At 40.5% G+C, this 18,432-nt stretch carries 14 protein-coding genes; 7 read left to right on the top strand and 7 right to left on the bottom strand.

What is annotated here, in order from left to right; genetic code table 11:
* Positions 1-107: 107 nt before the first annotated feature.
* Positions 108-869, bottom strand: a complete 762-nt coding sequence (locus tag H6G69_RS09745) for a dienelactone hydrolase family protein (protein ID WP_190685204.1) — start codon at positions 867-869, stop codon at positions 108-110.
* Positions 870-1,097: 228 nt separating this feature from the next.
* Positions 1,098-1,826: a YdcF family protein gene (locus tag H6G69_RS09740; RefSeq protein ID WP_190685363.1), complete on the bottom strand. Its 729-nt coding sequence runs from the start codon at positions 1,824-1,826 to the stop codon at positions 1,098-1,100.
* A 325-nt stretch (positions 1,827-2,151) separates the two neighbouring features.
* Here H6G69_RS09740 and ctpB point away from each other — a divergent pair, with 325 nt between their 5' ends.
* The 3 genes from ctpB to H6G69_RS09725 all read left to right on the top strand — a co-directional run bounded on the left by ctpB (position 2,152) and on the right by H6G69_RS09725 (position 5,475).
* Complete coding sequence (gene ctpB, locus H6G69_RS09735) at positions 2,152-3,489, top strand: carboxyl-terminal processing protease CtpB (protein ID WP_190685202.1); 1,338 nt, start codon at positions 2,152-2,154, stop codon at positions 3,487-3,489.
* 133 nt (positions 3,490-3,622) lie between these two features.
* Positions 3,623-4,591: a glycosyltransferase gene (locus tag H6G69_RS09730; RefSeq protein WP_190685360.1), complete on the top strand. Its 969-nt coding sequence runs from the start codon at positions 3,623-3,625 to the stop codon at positions 4,589-4,591.
* A gap of 188 nt (positions 4,592-4,779) precedes the next feature.
* The gene (locus tag H6G69_RS09725) at positions 4,780-5,475 is read left to right on the top strand and encodes a response regulator transcription factor (protein ID WP_190685200.1); all 696 of its coding nucleotides are present in this window, start codon (positions 4,780-4,782) and stop codon (positions 5,473-5,475) included.
* A 720-nt stretch (positions 5,476-6,195) separates the two neighbouring features.
* On the opposite strand, the gene H6G69_RS09720 is transcribed toward H6G69_RS09725, so the two are convergent.
* Positions 6,196-6,477 carry an Npun_R1517 family heterocyst differentiation transcriptional regulator gene (locus tag H6G69_RS09720; RefSeq protein WP_190685194.1) on the bottom strand — a complete coding sequence of 94 codons (282 nt, stop codon included), beginning with the start codon at positions 6,475-6,477 and terminating at the stop codon, positions 6,196-6,198.
* A 742-nt stretch (positions 6,478-7,219) separates the two neighbouring features.
* On the opposite strand from H6G69_RS09720, the gene H6G69_RS09715 reads away from it, so the two are divergent.
* The 4 genes from H6G69_RS09715 (at position 7,220) to H6G69_RS09700 (ending at position 13,490) form a co-directional block, all read left to right on the top strand.
* On the top strand, positions 7,220-7,576 hold the full coding sequence (locus tag H6G69_RS09715; protein ID WP_190685191.1) for an NAD(P)H-quinone oxidoreductase subunit M: 357 nt from the start codon (positions 7,220-7,222) through the stop codon (positions 7,574-7,576).
* Between the two features lie 1,148 nt (positions 7,577-8,724).
* Positions 8,725-10,971 carry a PP2C family serine/threonine-protein phosphatase gene (locus tag H6G69_RS09710; protein ID WP_190685187.1) on the top strand — a complete coding sequence of 749 codons (2,247 nt, stop codon included), beginning with the start codon at positions 8,725-8,727 and terminating at the stop codon, positions 10,969-10,971.
* A 121-nt stretch (positions 10,972-11,092) separates the two neighbouring features.
* On the top strand, positions 11,093-12,667 hold the full coding sequence (locus H6G69_RS09705) for a CHAT domain-containing protein (protein ID WP_190685184.1): 1,575 nt from the start codon (positions 11,093-11,095) through the stop codon (positions 12,665-12,667).
* Positions 12,668-12,842: 175 nt separating this feature from the next.
* Entirely contained in the window at positions 12,843-13,490 is a 648-nt protein-coding gene (locus tag H6G69_RS09700) for a hypothetical protein (RefSeq protein WP_190685182.1), read from the top strand.
* A 532-nt stretch (positions 13,491-14,022) separates the two neighbouring features.
* Here the strand turns inward: H6G69_RS09700 and H6G69_RS09695 are convergent.
* The 4 genes from H6G69_RS09695 to H6G69_RS09680 all read right to left on the bottom strand — a co-directional run bounded on the left by H6G69_RS09695 (position 14,023) and on the right by H6G69_RS09680 (position 18,404).
* Positions 14,023-15,402, bottom strand: coding sequence for a PrsW family glutamic-type intramembrane protease (locus tag H6G69_RS09695; protein WP_190685179.1), 1,380 nt, complete (start codon positions 15,400-15,402; stop codon positions 14,023-14,025).
* Positions 15,403-15,923: 521 nt separating this feature from the next.
* Positions 15,924-16,523: a DJ-1/PfpI family protein gene (locus H6G69_RS09690; RefSeq protein ID WP_190685176.1), complete on the bottom strand. Its 600-nt coding sequence runs from the start codon at positions 16,521-16,523 to the stop codon at positions 15,924-15,926.
* Positions 16,524-16,616: 93 nt separating this feature from the next.
* Entirely contained in the window at positions 16,617-17,066 is a 450-nt protein-coding gene (locus H6G69_RS09685) for a nitrate reductase associated protein (protein ID WP_190685173.1), read from the bottom strand.
* Positions 17,067-17,945: 879 nt separating this feature from the next.
* Positions 17,946-18,404: a phosphate-starvation-inducible PsiE family protein gene (locus tag H6G69_RS09680; protein ID WP_190685358.1), complete on the bottom strand. Its 459-nt coding sequence runs from the start codon at positions 18,402-18,404 to the stop codon at positions 17,946-17,948.
* Between the last annotated feature and the right edge of the window lie 28 nt (positions 18,405-18,432).

Below are 18,432 nucleotides of genomic sequence, written 5' to 3'. Positions count from 1 at the left end.
GGGAAAAACTGGTAACTGGTAATTAATAATTACCAATTACCAAGTCATCAAATTTATGGCAGAGTTTGTTTAGGTAAGGAGGAGTTATGTTTTGTTGTAGTAGCAATTCAGCCTGAGACTGGCTGCAATTGCAAATTTGTCTGGAATAGTTCTAAAACATGAGTCCACGCATCAGCCGCAGCTGTGGCATTATAACTAGCGCGATGATTACAGAAAAAGCCATGCTCTGCGCCAGAATAACGGAATATGCTATGAGGAATACGATGTTTTTTTAATTCCGCTTCAATTTGTTCAGTTTGTTCTAAGGGTATACCTTTATCTTCCGTACCAAAGAAGGCATAGATTGGCCCTTGAATATCTGGGGTTCTATTAATTGTAGGTTCTCCACCACCAGGTGTAGTGTTGGGAATACCACCACCGTAGAATGATGCTGTAGCTTTGATATCTGGTAAGGTAGCAGCTAGATAAACAACGTGACCACCAAAACAAAAACCAATAGAGCCGATCGCATCGCCTTTGACATTTGGTAGAGTTCTTACATAAGCGATCGCAGCTTGAATATCACTCAATATCTCTTCAGCTTTCGTCTGATCCTTCGCCGCACGACCGCGTTGGATATCATCGGGAGTATAACCAGCTTCAAAACCCGGTGCAGTCCGTTGAAATAATGCAGGTGCGATCGCTACATATCCCTCTTTAGCTAATCTTTCCGCAACTTCCCGAATGTGGATGTTGACCCCAAAGATTTCTTGAATCACAATTATCGCTGGGAATTTCCCTTCTTTTGCAGGTTCCGCTAAATACGCGTCAATCTGCAAATCTCCATTTGGGACTTTAACTTGATTAATCCGAATTCCTGTGTTTGTCATCTTAAGGATTAGTCCGCAATTCCTTTGAGGACAGGATGTTTTATGGTGTATCTCAAAAATACTACTAAATCCGCATCGATTTACCGTATTTTAAAAACAAGTATTTCACAAACATAACGCAATAGCAAGACCTTTTGGCATTTAGGCAAAATTGAGAATGGGTATGAGGGTATAAGGGGGTATGGGTGTAAGGGAAAGAATTAAGATTGACTATTACATAATTACAAATTAACGCCCCTTCACCCCTGCACCCTTCCCCTTCATTCCCACTCCACCTTGACGTTCACACTTAAAACCTTGACGCTGCCAAGCTTCTATATCAACATCGGTTAACTTGGTGATACTTGAGCATTTTGGTTGGTTAAATTGGCCCAAAACTGCCCAAATCAAACTTCGTGAGATATCAAACCCTGTTTTCCACCAATATTCCCGATTAGCCGGACGGCCTTTTTCTTGCACAACTTCTGGTTCTACCCAAATGCCGTGCGCCCCAAACAAAATCTGCGCCATCCATTTTGCACGCGGGAAGTGAGAAGGGGAACTAATCAGCCTGACTTTATGTACTCCCCAACGTTGCAGAATTGGAATGCCATAGTAAAAGTTATCAAACGTAGAATCAGCACAATTTTCTAACCAAACATTCTGCTTAGGGGCACTCTCGCGCTGAAAAATCAGCCATATACAAGGGTCTAAAGAACCACGGGAAATTAAGATGGGAATTTGTGGATATTGTTTTGCTTGTTGGGCAACATAAATTTCACGGCGAATGCTGCCACCAAGGACAAATACAGCATCAACAGGCCTAGACGATGCCGAAACTAAGGTTATAGTGGTGACAATGAGCCAGCAACCCAAAACTAAGCATAAAATACGGAAGATTTTTTGTAACAATCGCCACCGTTTTTTCAATTCATGCTGGGAGAAAATTGCCGAAATCTGAGTAAATTTATGTCTCATGACATAACGAAAAAAAGCTGAGTTAAAGAAAGGCAAAAATGCCTGCAAGTCAGTCAGCAAAATGCTATCTTATAAAATTAATATAGGGTGTAAATAGGACACAGGTAAAAGTGTCACAAGAGCTTCATAGTATTACATTTGACCGCTAACAAAGTTAATAAGTCTACATATGTCTTGTTAAGGTAGCAAAATAAAATTTTTAAGATAATCTAGAGGAGAAAATAATGAAGAAAAGTTAAATGAATATAGAGTATAAAAACTTAAAAAACTCTGAAAAGTCTGATTGCTAAACTGTCAACAACACAAATTATTCCAGCTGATATACATGAACCATTCTGCGAAACGTTCCTCGCTGCTCCAACTAGCCATGATTGGTGGAGCGATCGCCACAACAGCCACTATCTCAGTATTTGGCCCCGCTTGGACTCGCTGTGTTAGGGCAGCTCTACAAGACAGCCCTAAAGCCTTAGTTGACCAAGTATGGCAACTAGTAAATCGTGAGTATGTGGATGGCAGTTTTAATCAACAAGATTGGCAAGCAACTAGGCAGAGCCTATTAAGTAAAGATTATGCTTCTAAAGACGAAGCTTATATAGCGATTCGAGAAGCATTACAAAAATTGGGCGATCCTTACACAAGGTTTATGGATCCCAGACAGTATGAGGCTCTCACAAATCAGACATCCGGTGAAGTCTCAGGTATTGGTATTCGGATGGAAGTCAACGAACAAACCAAGCGACTCACCGTTGTTGAAGCTCTAGAAAATTCCCCAGCCTTGAGAGCAGGGATTAAAGCTGGCGATGAAATATTAGCAATTGATGGCAAATCTACCCTAAAAATGAAGGTGGATGATGCTTCTAAACTAATTCGTGGTCAAGCCGGAACTCCCATAACATTACGTTTGGGTAGAACCGGACAGAATACATTTGATTTGAAGCTGACACGCGCCACTATTGAAGTTCCTACAGTTAGTTACAGCCTCAAACAAGAATCTAATCGTCGTGTTGGCTACATTCGCTTACGTGAATTTAGCGGTCACGCCGCAGACCAAATGCGCCGTGCTATCCGTGATTTAAGCAATCAAAAAGTTGATGCTTTTGTATTAGATTTGCGCGGTAATCCTGGTGGTTTGTTACAAGCTAGTATAGAAATTGCCCGGATGTGGATGGATAATGGGGCAATCGTCCGCACCGTTGACCGTCAAGGTAGCAGTGAGCAGACAAAAGCTAATCGTACAGCCTTAACTAAACTGCCCTTGGCAATATTGGTAGATGGTAATTCAGCCAGTGCTAGTGAAATTCTCACAGGCGCGCTCAAAGATAACAAACGCGCAGTCGTGATTGGCAGCCAAACCTTCGGCAAAGCGTTAGTACAATCAGTTCACGAACTCTCTGATGGTTCAGGATTGGCAGTCACCATTGCCCATTACTACACCCCACTAGGAACGGACATTAACCACAAGGGAATTACCCCTGATATCAAAATAGAATTGACAGAAGCACAAGAGCGTCAGTTAGCAACTAATCCTACATTAATTGGCACTCAAAGCGATCCACAATATGCCCGTGCGATCGCAGCTTTATCGAATAATAGTTTCGCTCAGTCCCCAGTTAATCAAAGCAGCCGTCCGATGAGTGCTGGTGCTAGCGACTTGCAATTTTAAAAGTTCAGGGTTCATGTATTCAGTATTTTTCTATCCAGGTTTCTGGAACTATAAAAACTGACCAATGAAACCTTCAGAAAATTTAGGATTGGGAATACTAGTTAGTAATCCCATCAACAAAATTCTAAATCTTATGAATTATCAGTCAGTTAATGCAACCACCGTCCACAGCTTTTTGCCTATGGTATCGGTGGTTGTTCCTATTTATAACGGTGAATTAGATTTACCAGCATTAATTAATTGTTTGTCATCCCAAACTTACCCCAAAGACCGCGTAGAATACTTACTGGTAGATAACAATAGTAGCGATCGCACCCTGACTTTAATTCAGGAAGCTGCGGCAAATTCTCCAATTACAATTAAACCTTTAAGCGAAAATAAAATACAAAGTTCCTACGCCGCGCGTAACACTGGGATTCGTGCTGCCCAAGGTGAAATCATCGCCTTTACTGATGCTGATTGTCATCCACAACCCCAATGGTTAGAGTTACTCATCCAGCCATTTGTTTCTACTGATGTTGTGATTGTCGCTGGTGAAATTACTGCTTTACCTGGCAACACTTTGCTAGAGCAATACGCAGAAATGCACCAAACCCTATCGCAACAGCACACACTTGCCCATCCCTTTGGGGCTTACGGGCAAACAGCCAATTTAGCAATTCGCCGCCTAGGATTGGAAAAAGCAGGCTTATTCCGTCCTTATTTAACTACTGGCGGTGATGCAGACATTTGTTGGCGGATTTTACAACAAAATATCGGGCGTTTAGAGTTTGCACCACAGGCCATTGTGCAGCACCACCACCGCACAACGCTCAAAGAATTTCAAAGTCAATGGCGACGCTATGGACGCTCAAATCGTTATTTACACGAATTACACGGCATAGAGTTAATGCGCGAAGTGACACTGCAAGAATGTGGCTATCGCTTGGTGCGTTGGCTATTGAAAGAATTACCAAAAGATAGTGTAAAAGCGATCGCGGGGACAGCCACAGCCGTAAATTTATTCAATTCTCCCATCAGTATATTTACGGCTAGGTCACGGGCGATCGGGCAACGAGATGCTAAGTTACCCGAAAATGCCAAAATCATCGAATGGCTGTAAAATATTTGACTTTAATTTTAGATAATCCCAGTCAAATCCAATGTAAAACCTGGTAATACATCTTCCCCAGATAATTGACTCGCAGAAAACACCACTTCTTTGTTCCCTGTTCCCTGTTCCCTTGTAAAGATGACTATTATCTGCCAACTTTCGCTAAATTGGAAAAGGTAGACTTAAGGAAACGTTAAATGTCAGCACAATTGTTACTGGTAGATGATGAACCAGGATTAAGAGAAGCCGTCAAAGATTATTTGCAAGAAAGCGGTTTTAGTGTTCAAGTTGCCAGTAATGCCCGTGAAGGGTGGGACTTAATGGAGCAGAACACACCTGACTTAGTGATTTCTGATATCATGATGCCCCAAGTTGATGGTTATCAGTTCCTCAAGCAAGTCAGGGAAGATCCGCGCTTTCAGTCACTACCAGTCATCTTTTTAACTGCTAAAGGTATGACAGGCGATCGCATTCAAGGCTATCAAGCAGGTGTGGATGCTTATCTACCTAAACCTTTTGATCCTGATGAATTAGTCGCCATAGTAGAAAATTTACTCTCTCGCCGTCCGACGAAGCCTATTGTGACAGGTGAAGATGGTGAAACTCCCGATATTGCCGAACTCGCCAATCAAATTGCTCAAATCAAAGCTTTATTAACGCAACGCAGTGCGATTTCTCAATCTCCCGCCCCGTTCAAAATTGACTTGACCCCCAGAGAACAGAGCGTTTTAAACTTGGTGGCCGAAGGGCTAATGAATAAAGAAATTGCTCGTCGCTTAGATACTAGCGTTCGTAACGTAGAAAAATATGTGAGCCGCTTGTTCAGTAAAACAGGCACAAACAGTCGTACAGAATTAGTACGTTTTGCCCTAGAACATGGTCTGGCAAAATAACAAGATTTAATTGTGTAAAATTTTAGATTTGAAATTGAGAATGACTGTCTAGGTCTAATTTTGTGTTATTTCATCAATTGGTATGACAGTAAAATTGCTCGACTCAATAAGCTCATACAGTTCAGATGAGCGTTGTTTCTGTGGCTGTTTCCTTGTCTCTACAAAAAAACTTGCTTAACTGAACCGTATTACTATAACAGTCGAAATATAGGTGATAAATTTAAAAAGCACAAATACCAGGCATAGTAAAACTTTTACCTCCTGCTATACATCAGCGTGAAATAATATTTTGAAGAGATTTAGTTAAGGCTAAATATTGCTAGCTATCGCTTTTGCATATCCAAGCAAAACCCTGGTTAGTAAAAAGCCAAAAGATAAATCTTCAGCAACCTTTACCCATCCTACAAGGTATGGAGATTGGTTATACCAGCTTAAAAAATAGTCGTGACGAATTGGTGTGAAAAGCTTATTTCAGCCAAGCAACCAAACCAAAGAGGCATTACAGTGCCAATTCGCGGTACTTACTGAACTTTTCGCCACATCAGAAATGGGTTAGTAGTGCAAAGGGTGAAGACTACTGGTAGATGTTCGGATTGGATGTCGTTGGAAAACAAAGTCAATCTCAGCTTGTGTGCCAATTTTTAGGTTGTACAAGCGATCGCAATGCCAAATGGGCTATTGAAGACTAATGACAATATCTGCTAGTGTCCAAAGTTTTAACTATTGACTGTTATCAACCGCATTACGCAAGCGCATAAGTTGGCGGCGCATTTGGGGCGAGGCTTTAAATTCTGAGACCTCCTGAGCTTTCACAGAGGCTTGTAGTGTCTCTAGAAAGTCATCAGAACCTTCAGTCAAAGCATCTAATAACACTTGTAGTAATTGTTCGCGATCGCCTAGGAGACTCTTCTCTTCAATTAATCGGAATTTCAGATGTATTTCGCACTCATAAACACCTACTTCTATATTATTTATCTGGCGTGGTAATGCTTTTGAGTTCATAGTTTTGAGGATTCCATTCATTTGTGGTTATCAGAGCGAGGAAAATTATCCTCAACGAAAATCCTTTATATCTTTTTTGAATCCATACTGCTGGAATAAAGAAATTTTTTCAATCTATAACATATGGATTACTTTTTTCTCTCCTGTACTTTTTTAGCTAGCCTGGCACTGACTTAGTTGCGCTCTTCCCATGCCAGAAGTGGATTAGGTAAGCCATAACTATTATTCAGTTTTTAAGATTCTATACAATAAAGTTTCTGTAAGAAGTTGTTCTAGCTTTTTAAAGGTTTTTACATCAACTTTATGTTAACGTCAACAACAGTTTAACTTGTTACTTGGATTTTAGTGTTTGTACGTAAGTAAATTTGCTGGCTTTTGAGAAATTAATTAATCCTAGAGTCAGCTTCACCGTAATTACGTAAAAACACTTGATGTTAGTTTTTTTCATCAGGAACTTTCAGGAGATTTTGATGAATTACTCATCCCTAAAATTTTGATTTTTCACTAGCAATACATCTTGCACCTCTATTTAGGAGGAGATAATGAGAATGGGAATCATTAACTAGGGTCATGCGGTCGGGGTCGAACAAGTGGGACAATAGAGAATGGCATCAAAAATCCACCCATTGGTTGACTATAGTCTATTAACTAGTTAACTAAAGCTAATGAGTAGAGCAGATTAAAGGCAGGGCAAGAGTCTACAATGATTTCAGTGTAATCAACCCAAACCTTAAACCTTTTTATGGACAATCCAATGCTGCTGAAGTCCACAACCCGGCATATCCGCATTTTTGCGGCAGAAATTGACCGGGATGGCGAACTGGTTCCCAGTCATCAGGTTTTAACTTTGGATGTTGACCCAGACAACGAATTCAACTGGAATGAAGATGCGCTACAAAAAATTTATCGCAAGTTTGATGAATTAGTAGAGGCATCTAGCGGTGTAGACCTCACCGACTACAACTTACGCCGCATTGGTTCAGACTTAGAGCATTATCTGCGATCGCTCCTCCAAAAAGGCGAAATCAGCTACAACCTCTCTGCTCGTGTCACCAACTACAGTATGGGTCTACCCCAAGTTGCTGTAGAAGAAAAATAGTCAACTATACAAAATGACAAAGAACATTTCCAAATATGCTGGTGCTTTCCATAACTCAGAAGTTTTGGAACTGATGCACAATTCATGAGCATGACCTTGTTTTGGGTTGTTCTTGGTCAAAATTATGAGTGATGTGTCACTCTCAAAATTTTAGGGGCAGTATTATGCCCCTAAAATTTTGAGAAGAAAGTTTTTGCTTCATGAAGTAGCGATCGCACAATTGAGTGGATACCAGATCAAAATCATCCTGAATTAACGACTGTTGACGCTATAACCCTTGCTTTTTCAGACTTAGACACAAATATTTGCCAAAAATCAATAGTTTACCAGCTGCTTGATTAGTTGCTCTTTGCTTCCTCCTAACATCAGCATCTTTCAGTAACTAAACTGGATTTCTATAATAAGTTATAAATAGTTAATCCGCTACTTTGTCTAATTTTTTAATTCTTAATTAAAATTAATTGACATTAAGAAATTTATCACTCAAACTTTTGCCAAAAATAATCAAAGCTTTGTGGCAATAGAGTTTTGCCCATCAAGCTGAAAGTCTCATCTAGGCAGTTTTTAACTGTAATTGAATCATCTTGACTTATAAACTAAAAATAAAGATACTTCCAAAGCAGTCTGCCTAGGAGTTAAAAATAAATCTAATTTACTAAGTAAGTCAATGCAATAAAACCAAACTGTGTAAATAAAAGTAAATCAGGCTCAAACTCTTTCTCACCCTGTTCTGTGCTTGATGTCAACAATATTTATTGCAGCCGACCGATTTACGGAAAACTCATTCCAACTGAAAAAATCAAACAGGGTTGCTATGTACGTCCATTTTTAATACTGTAATTTACTAAAAGCAAACAGTGTCAGATAATTTGAGGTTAAGCTTTGTTGACAGGGTGAAAGTTAGTTGCTCTGGCGACGGAAAGTCATAGAGTAAGAGAAGCTATGATTGAGGCTGTAGAATTGGCCAAGGAGTATGGTATTCACAAAAATTTAGTCACTTAAAAATTAGCATTTGCTGAGATTCAGTAGCAAACTAGAATTACGATCCCCATAAGGATGCGTCTGTCTATTTAGAAAAATAAAAGCGGTCTAGATTACCGCTCCCATGCTTGTGAAGAAATTGCCAATCGCTGATCAGTGCGAACACTATGGAAAATGATGCGGCAACCCTCTACTGCCCAAACGAACTTTGTCAGGCTGCCAACCCCCTGACGCATAAGTTTTGCCAACGCTGCTCTACACCCATACCCAAAAGATATCTCTGGGCTATGGGTGATGGTTTAAATGTGGGTAGTCCTGGGGAAATATTAGCCGATCGCTATTTAGTCATCAATAAATCTGTGGTTTTAGATACGAAACCTGGGTTACTTCCCCAAGGACTAGAAATAGAAAACTTACAGACCATCAGAGCTTATTTAAGACTAATTCCCTATCGCTTACATATACCTCAGGTATATGGAGTCCTCCCGCTCAAAGACGGACGCTCGCGTCAAGAAATCTTACTTTTAGAAAAATCACCTTTACTGGTAGACGCGACAGGTTCACAAGTCGGATTGTATCCCCAATTGCTCAATGCTTGGCGCAGCACCACATCAATGCGTCAACTCAATTGGTTATGGCAAATCGCCCATCTCTGGCAACCACTTTTTAGTGAAGGTGTCGCTTCAAGTTTAATAGAACCCCACTTATTAAGAGTAGAAGGGCCTTTAGTTCGTTTATTAGAATTGCGATTTGATCCCTCATCTGCACCAAAACTGTCGCAATTAGGGGAGTTTTGGCAACAATTAGTGCCAGATGCTCAACCATGTATCGCTGAATTTATCAACCAAGTTAGCAGCTTTCTGATTCAGGGAGAAATCACTTCTACTGAAGTGCTAATTGCTGTTTTGGATAAAGGATTGTCAGAATTAGGGAAATCGCAATCACCAAAAATTAAAATTATTACCAAAACGGACACAGGCCCCAGACGACAACGTAACGAAGACGCTTGTTACCCACCCAGTGGAACGCTACTGAGCAAACCCCCGCAAGCTACGGCCTTGGCAATTGTCTGTGATGGCATTGGTGGTCACGAAGGCGGGAATATTGCCTCTAATTTAGCCATTGAGACAATTCAACAGCAAGTCCAACAACTGACGAAAGTTCCTTATGACCATATCGACCCCTCGATGTTGTTGACTGATTTAGAACAAGCAGCAGCCGTAGCCAATGATAAAATCAGCCAACGCAATGACAGCGAACACCGTCAAGGTCGCAAGCGAATGGGGACGACTTTGGTGATGGCATTGCCAGTAGCGCACGAAATGTATATTACTCACGTTGGTGATAGTCGCGCTTATTGGATTACCCGCGATGGCTGTTATCAAGTCACCCTTGACGATGATGTGGCTTCACGAGAAGTCCGCCTTGGTTATGCTATTTATCGAGAGGCTGTGCAGCAAAGCGGTTCTGGTTCTCTGGTGCAAGCCTTAGGGATGAGTCCTAGCCCGTCATTACATCCAACAGCACAGCGATTTATGTTGGATGAAGATGCAGTGTTTCTGCTGACATCTGATGGATTGAGCGATTTTGATCGTGTGGAAGAATATTGGGAAACAGAAATCTTACCAATTTTGACAGAAGAAATTGACTTAGTAACAGTTAGTGACAAGTTGCTGGAAATTGCGAATACTAAAAACGGTCATGATAATGTAACGATCGCCTTAGTTCATTATCAAGTCAAATATATCGAGCCAGAATTACCCATTAAGGCTGTGATTCCCGAACGTCCCAGTATTAAAACCGCCAACTTAAAACCCACAGCACCACAGCAAACTTTATTAGAAGATGTTTCGGAACAAAAAACCTTAATTCCTCAAGTTAAAAAGCCTGGATCAATTGGTCAACTACCGCTACATTTGATTGTCCCTTTGATTTTAGTCATCATCGCAGGTTCTTTAGGATATGTGGCCATGCGGTTGCGATCGCTCTCGACACTTCCTTTCGTTGCTAACCCAGCTAGTACAGTCCAACCAACTGCGGCTGAAACTCCTAATCAGGTTTCTCCAGCTAATCTGACTCGCGGTGCTGTAATTACTAATAGCCAAGAAATTTCCCTAGGTAATCAAAAATTGCCCGCTAAGAGTTATTTAGAAGTGATTTCTTTAGAACCACCTGATACCCCAGCCCCACAAGATAGTTTGGTTCAATTACGGCTATGTTCTGCCCAAGATAATCCCGTTTCTTCAAACAAAAAAATAATTCAGGTAAAATTATCTCAACTTCAACGCTCTAATATCACTGTTTTACAAAACGATGAAAATCCCTGTGAACTTGGACTACAACCATCAACACCCGAAAATTCTGAGTCTAATGTCCCCAGTCGTAACAGTGAAAATAATGGAAATACTCGATAAACTTGTAGAAAACTGGAATAATACATCTAATGACTAGATATAAAACTCTCAAGAAAAAGTTTTCCTGCCGGAAAATTGTGGTTGCCAATTTTTGAATTTTGCTTTTTAGTTTGAACAAACCATGCCATCCCTGAACCTGGCGATAGCCCGTCTGATAAACACTGGCACAGATAATTTTGCCATTTGGGTGGTAAATGCTCCCTATCCTAGTGGCTATGTTCTGCGTGACTGTGTGTGGCCTGCGGAACTCACTCAGATTTGGCAAGAGTGGCAGCAAATGTTTGTGGGTCATAGCGGCTTGCAAATAACAGCCAGAACAGCACCGCCTACAACTAATCCTCTCTCGCTCAACTTGGGTTCAACGTCTTTCGGTCATATGCCTGGTTACGGTGGCCGTTTAATGCAATATTTGGGTATTTATTTATGGCGTTGGGTATTTGACGGGCCAATTCTCGGTAGTCTAGAACGCAGTCGCGGCATTGCGATGGGGCAACATAAGCGTTTACGTTTTCAGTTAGAAATTCGTGACCCAGACTTAATCGCGCTACCTTGGGAAATTATGCAGCGCGAACCAGGGCAATCAGCAATTTCTCTGTCACAAGATGTGCTATTCAGCCGCACTACCAGTGAAGTTGAGCCTCTGCCATACCTACGTACAGATCAAGCAATTAATATTTTGCTGGTCTTAGGAGAAGATGACAACCTACAACTCGAACAAGAAGCCACTATCCTCGAACAAATTCTGAGTCATCGTTCAGTGACTCGGAATTCTTCAGGATACGCACCTTGCATGGTGAAAACCCTCATTCAACCCACACCAGAAGAGTTAATTCAAGAATTAGAAACCAAAGCTTATAATGTCTTTTTCTATGCGGGTCATGGCTTACCAGGGCCAGACGGAGGTTTATTATTTTTGCGTCCGGGGATGACCCTGAATGGCATTGAATTAGCGCAAGTGTTAACGCGCAGTGGGTTAAAATTAGCAGTTTTTAATGCTTGTTGGGGCGCGCAACCAGCAGCTATCAATCACCAAGCGATCGCTACTAGTAGTCTAGCAGAAGTGCTAATTCGTCAAGGTGTACCAGCAGTTTTAGGAATGCGAGATGAAATTGCCGACCACGAAAGCCGCAGTTTTATTAAAGCGTTTACAGAAGCATTGCGATCGCGCAAGCAAATTGATGAAGCAGTAGCAGAAGCGCGACAAGAATTGTTAACCCTATATAAGTACAATCAACCTGCTTGGACTTTGCCTGTTCTTTATCTACATCCCGATTTTAGTGGCGAACTAATTAAAAGTTTTGATGAAGGGATTACCGAACTTCCAGATAGCATCATATCCACTATCAATTCTCCTGTATCTACTGCTTGTTTGCGATCGCTTTCCCCTGGTGGGAAAACTTGGTTTTTGCGGGCTGGTGTCAATCGCATTGGTCGCACGAAAGAAAACGATATTGTCATCCCAGAACCATCGGTTTCTAAGCGCCATGCCGAAATTTTATGCCGCAATAGTTTTAATGGCACAACTTCAGTACAAACTTATTACTTACAGGATTTGTCTACCTACGGCACAACATGGTGTTTCCACAATAATGGATGGCAACAAATCCTCCGAGAGGAAGTACCTTTAACATCAGGAATGCAATTAAAGTTTGGTAGTTCTCGGGGTGAAACTTGGGAATTTTTGATTGAAGAATAAAACTGGGACACTAAAGTAGCGGCAAAAACATGAGTTTTATATCATATCCCATACTGCTAACTCATCGCTTTTACCTAATTAGCCCCGATTAACAAAATCAGTTTAATTTTACGGAAATTCTATTTTGTAACTTGTAGCAGTCAGTACTGCTAAATAATTCATCAGGAGCCGACAAATGATTAACAAAACTCACAATTCTGAAAACATCACACATTTAACATCTCAAGTGGAATTAGAACTATTAGAAGCACTTTTAGAACCTGAAGATGCTACCTACCCTTGGAATCCTGCTGATGATGAAGCCGAAACCTATTTTGTTGAAATGGAACGGCAATTCGTAATGCAAGACTTACTAGAAGAAGAATTACACACTAGAGCCGATTCTTTTTACGGCAAATTAGACAGTTTGTGGTCAGAAGTTACCAATTGTTCATACTACAAGTGTAATACGCGTAGTAGCATTTTAACTGGACTTCAAGAAACTTTACATACTGCCTTTGCTGCTAAAATACCTCATGGCTGGCTAGATGCGATCGCTCAAAAAGCTACTGAAATTTTCGCGTCTCAACAATCGATGGGAGAACAACTCGTAGAATGCGTGCAAGCGGTGTTACCTGGTTGGGAAACAGATGATTTAGCAGTCTTCGCCCGTCCATACGCTTATGCGATGCGTAGCAGTGAACCACAAAATCTGACAGCAATCATTAATAACGTTGCAAGTAAAGATTGGGCGAGTCTATCAGAAATTGAGCAAGCAAAATTAAGTGTAGCGATCGCTTACTATGCAATCAAACAACTAGACAACTCACAAACAGAAGCTTAATTATCTGTCCTACTCCTGTCAATATTTCTTGAATTGCCTGGAATGCTCGTGGCTACTGGTTTGGCTTTATGTAGTATTTGTATTAAAGTTTCAAATATTTCAGTTGTTACTTCTTTTGATAGAAGAAGTCTAGCATAATCTCAAATTAAGTTAATTTTCCAACCAGCACCATCTATCTGAAGATAGAACTTGAGAATTTAACCAGCCCAGTTCCAGAAGTAGGCAGGAGCAACCAGACAGATTTTTATAATAGATGATAGCTATCAAAGTGAAAAGTTTCTAGGTGTTATGTCTTGTCCTGTTAAAGACTTACCATTAAGGCCGCAGGGGGGCAGGGGAGAGAGTTTGTCATTTCTGCACAAATTTGTCGCATCACCACGGATTAGCCGGACATAATATTAAAGGCCATAGCATTTTGGATTTTGGATTGGCAATTGCTGTTTAAGCGTGGGTTTTACCAATCCATCCGAGCCAAATCACTTCCTCTGCTTAATCTGCTAACTTGATGCTCAGTCTTTCACTACACACCAAATTACTTAGGGCCAAGAAAGCGAGTTGCAAAATTTTGCGAGCGGTTTGGTGATAATGCCCGCGCCTTCAAAATTGCTGCCATTAAAACAGCATAAGATAAAACTCCCACAATAATTAACAGCACCGCATTGATTGAACCTGTTGCGTTCCACAAAGCGTGGAGTGCAGACGCGCTCAGGTAGCCAATCGACAGTATTTGCCAACTCTTGCTGGGCTTAAGGACAGCTAAACCCACAAAATATCCTAAATAACCACTGTAGGCCATATGACCAGCCACCGAGCCTAAAATCCTGGGAATTAATAGTTGTAAACCTGCGAGTTGACCAGCTGCACCAATTCCCACCTGTTGGCTGACATTTTGAGTGATATCAGGTACATACTGCCCCAAGGTTTCTAAAAGTGTGAAGCCTAAAGCTGAAGCTGTTCCCAGAAGAATTCCATCAAGCGGCTCCCACACACCGATACGTTCTCGCCAAGGTGAAGGTAAAGAGCGTCCAATAAAATAGGCTCCTAATACAGGTAATGCCTTGAGTAATTCTTCCATTAACCCTGCACCAAAGAACATACGTACTAGCAGTTCTGTCAAAGTAGTAGAGTCTTGGGGTGAAGGCAAATTTCCTGGTAAAACAACACGAAAAACAAAGATAAATAAATCTAAAAGTGGACTGAGCAAAATTAAAGCTGTTGTGAGTGCTGTACCAAGCAGTACCCACCAAGGCTTTGGCTTACCACAAAGTTGATAAACAAAGTAGTAAACAACAAAGGCGATGTAAGTAGCAACAATGACTTGGTTAGCTTGGGGCCGACCCACAGTTGCGAACATTAGTACTACAAAAACGACTGTGAGTATTCCGGGTACAAGGTAAGCTTTACGGGTTAAATCTTTACCAGTTGAAATAATCGGAAAAAGTTGTGTAAAGCTGACCGAATCTGGCTGTTTAATTTGGGTGTGGTTTTGGTAGTTAGTCGCTGAAGGTAATGGAGCGACTTGTTTTGTCATCATTGTTGGTGGCGATACCACATCATATTCAAACACGAATTGTGGCCCATCACTACCTAAACCGATGCGATCGCCTGGCTGTAATTCTTGACACCCATAAAAACGTTGACCATTGAGATAAGTGCCATTAGCACTATTTAAATCGCAAATTACCCACGTAGATTGGTTATCTGGTGACGAAGAAAGGGGGCGAACCGCCGCATGACGACGAGATACCATCCGATAAATCATGGCATCCAAGACAACTTGACAGCTGGGGTCACGTCCAATTACTACCTCTTTAGTAGCGTTGAGCGTGTAACGAGATTCTGAACCAAAAGCTGCTGCATTACCAGACACCAGACGTAGAAATGCATTATGTCTTGCGTTTTTGCCTGTCATCGAGTTAGAGTTTCTTCCCAAACTAATTCATCCAAAACTCTGATCTTAGGAATTAACCTGCGCCACACCTAAATCAGAATTGCTAAATCCACTATAGCTTTAGTCTCTGCTAACAAATTCAAAATTTGCTAATGCAAAATTTAAAATTATCTATTTCAATATTGACAAGCATTCTAGTTACTTGGAGTATCTTATGTGCCTATTTGCTTGAGCAGATTCATCATAATACATAGCTGTTGTACAATTGAAACCTGACAATAATTAAATACGCTCAAACAAGGCAACATTTAGTAGTATTTGCCACCATTTATAATATCCAATAAATATAAACTAGCTAAATTCAACGACGCTCTAGCCTCTATTATTTCTAGGGCTTACGCAAGAGAACGAAAAATTCAGGTTTTAGGAAAAGAGGGTGCAGGGGTATGGGGGTGTATGTATCCAAACCCTTACACTTTTCACCCCAGCCTCCACAGATAAACTTTGTTGGTCAGTCTTTGGCTGAAAGATGAGAATTGAGGTCACACCGCAGCCACTTCTGGATGTTCAATCTTCGTACCCAGCACTTTCAGAAATTCTGCTAGCCAACGGGGATGGGCGGGCCAAGCAGGTGCTGTGACTAAGTTACCATCAACAATCGCCTCATTTACTGGTATCTGCACATAAATACCGCCAGATGCGCGCACATCTGGACTACAAGCGGGGTAGGCTGTACAGCGTTTACCTTGAAGAACATCAGCAGCTGCTAATAACTGCAACCCATGACAAATAGCAGCAATTGGCTTATTTGCTTGAGCAAAGTGCCGCGTAATTTCTAAAACTCTTTCATTGAGGCGAATATACTCTGGGGCGCGTCCACCAGGAATCACTAACGCATCATAGCTATTAACATCTATCTCAGTAAAGGTGGCGTTTAAAGTGAAATTATGCCCTGGTTTTTCACTATAAGTTTGGTCGCCTTCAAAATCATGAATTGCTGTTCTAATTTTGTCTCCAGCTTTTTTATCTGGGCAAACGGCGTGAATTGTATGCCCTATCATTTGTAAAGCTTGAAAGGGAACCATAATTTCATAGTCTTCTACATAGTCCCCTACCAGCATCAAAATCTTCTTTGCTGTCATATTTTGCTATCCTCAATTTTTAGTTATCAGCCAACAGCCAATAGTCCATTTAATCGTAATTATTGACTGTTGACTATTAACTCTTGACTAAAATTAAACCAGATTAAATTCTGCGATCGCCCTAGGAAAATTTTTATTTTCATGCCCAGGACGGCTAAGTTTAATTAAGACAAACCGTTGTAGAGGGCTTAAATTCATCCAATCTTCTAAAGTTAACTGTACACCAAACTCTTGGGCTTTTTCTTGGAGGTTAGCTGGTATCACACTCGAGTCCATCCAAAGGGGATATGCTTCTATCGGTAATTGTGATGCAGGTGTACCTGTTCGTTCTAAAATTAACTGTTGGAGATATTGTTGATAAGCTTCTATTTCTGTTTGAGTTGTACAAGGCAATTCCACTAAAGCTTCACGTTCAGCCTGAGTTAATTCGTGCCAATCAGATAGCTTCAGCTTGATACCACAAGTATCTAATTTATAGCGCACTTGCATGGGGATACAACGCAGAGAATCTACAAAATCTGCTTCAAAGGTAAAAAAAGTCATATAACCATCCTAGATGAATCTGATTTGATAAATGAACATATTTGTGAAGGAACAAAACAGGAAATAGGTCAGCAATGAGTTTTAGGTATACTGAGTTTTTTCCCAAATCAAATATGAGTTTCATATTTGATTTACGAATTACTTTATGGATGTAGGACTTACGCACAAAGATTGTCTGTGAAGGCTGGGTTAATGGGTGTCGGGTGTGGGGTTAATGGGTTTTTGGATACATAGACCCATTAACCCCTACACTCTTGCCCGCTTCTCCAAACCCTTGATTTTTCGTTTTCATGCGTAAGTCCTGGGATGAATAGAATCGAGGATAGAAATAGGTAATAGAGATGAGATTTTTTGATAAATAATTGAAGACAGCTATAGCTATCCTATTGGATTGGCGACACTAGTACCGCCAGGCGGAAGTCAAAAGTCAAAAAGCTTATATCACAAGCTTTTCATTAACTTGAAATGGTATCTTTAGTTCTACTATGTTGTATTAGTCAGCTTGTATGACAACGACTTCTACAATAAGTGCCTGGGTTAACTTATAGCAAATAAAGTGAATAATATTTCAGGACTTACGCACAAGCTACGGAAAATCGAACCACAGAGGCGCAGAGTTCACGGAGAAATGAGAGTTTGAGAGATATTTTGCGTAAGTCCTATATTTATAACTAAATATATATGATATCAAAGACTGGATATTAAACTCCTTGAACTAAAAGTCTGAGGCTATCCCAATAAAGCCTGCCAATCGCAGAGTAAGTATGATTGGCTGACCATACAGGCTAATTATCTGCTTATTTATATCGCTTTGGTAAGAATATTTATCCTATTCAATTAATATAAAATATATCTGAATCTCTTGGGTAAAGATGCTAATTAGCGCGACTGCTTGGAATTACTGGAGCGAATTATTAAATAACTAATTGACAATGCTAAAACTGCAATTCCCAGACCAATTATGTCAATACCTGTTACTTTTTCTAAATCTAAAATAATAATTTTTCGAGATACAGCTATGAGAGAAGTGACAATTACTAATTCCACCTGAAAAACGTGTCTTCGCAAATAAGCTGTGATATTTTCCAAAATTTCTAAAGCAATTAGAATATTGAGAAATAAGCCAAATATTTTAAATAAAGTTGTGTTGAATTTTCCATAAGGGGTATCGAATAATTCTCTAATTAAAAAAACTCCTAAGTCACCGATCGCAGCTAAAATCACAAACACCATTAACACAGATAAAACTTTAGAAACTATTACCTCAATGTTCTCGATGAAATGCATAAAGCCTTCATCACTGCCCAATCCTAAAATGCCTTTAAATAATTTCTTCATCTGCTGCACCTGGGTTTGATTGAACAAG

It is taken from the genome of Nostoc sp. FACHB-110, assembly GCF_014697425.1.
Lineage (GTDB): Bacteria > Cyanobacteriota > Cyanobacteriia > Cyanobacteriales > Nostocaceae > Nostoc_B.
The sequence above is the reverse complement of the archived record's forward strand: the minus strand, read 5'-3'. Positions and strand labels throughout refer to the sequence as shown.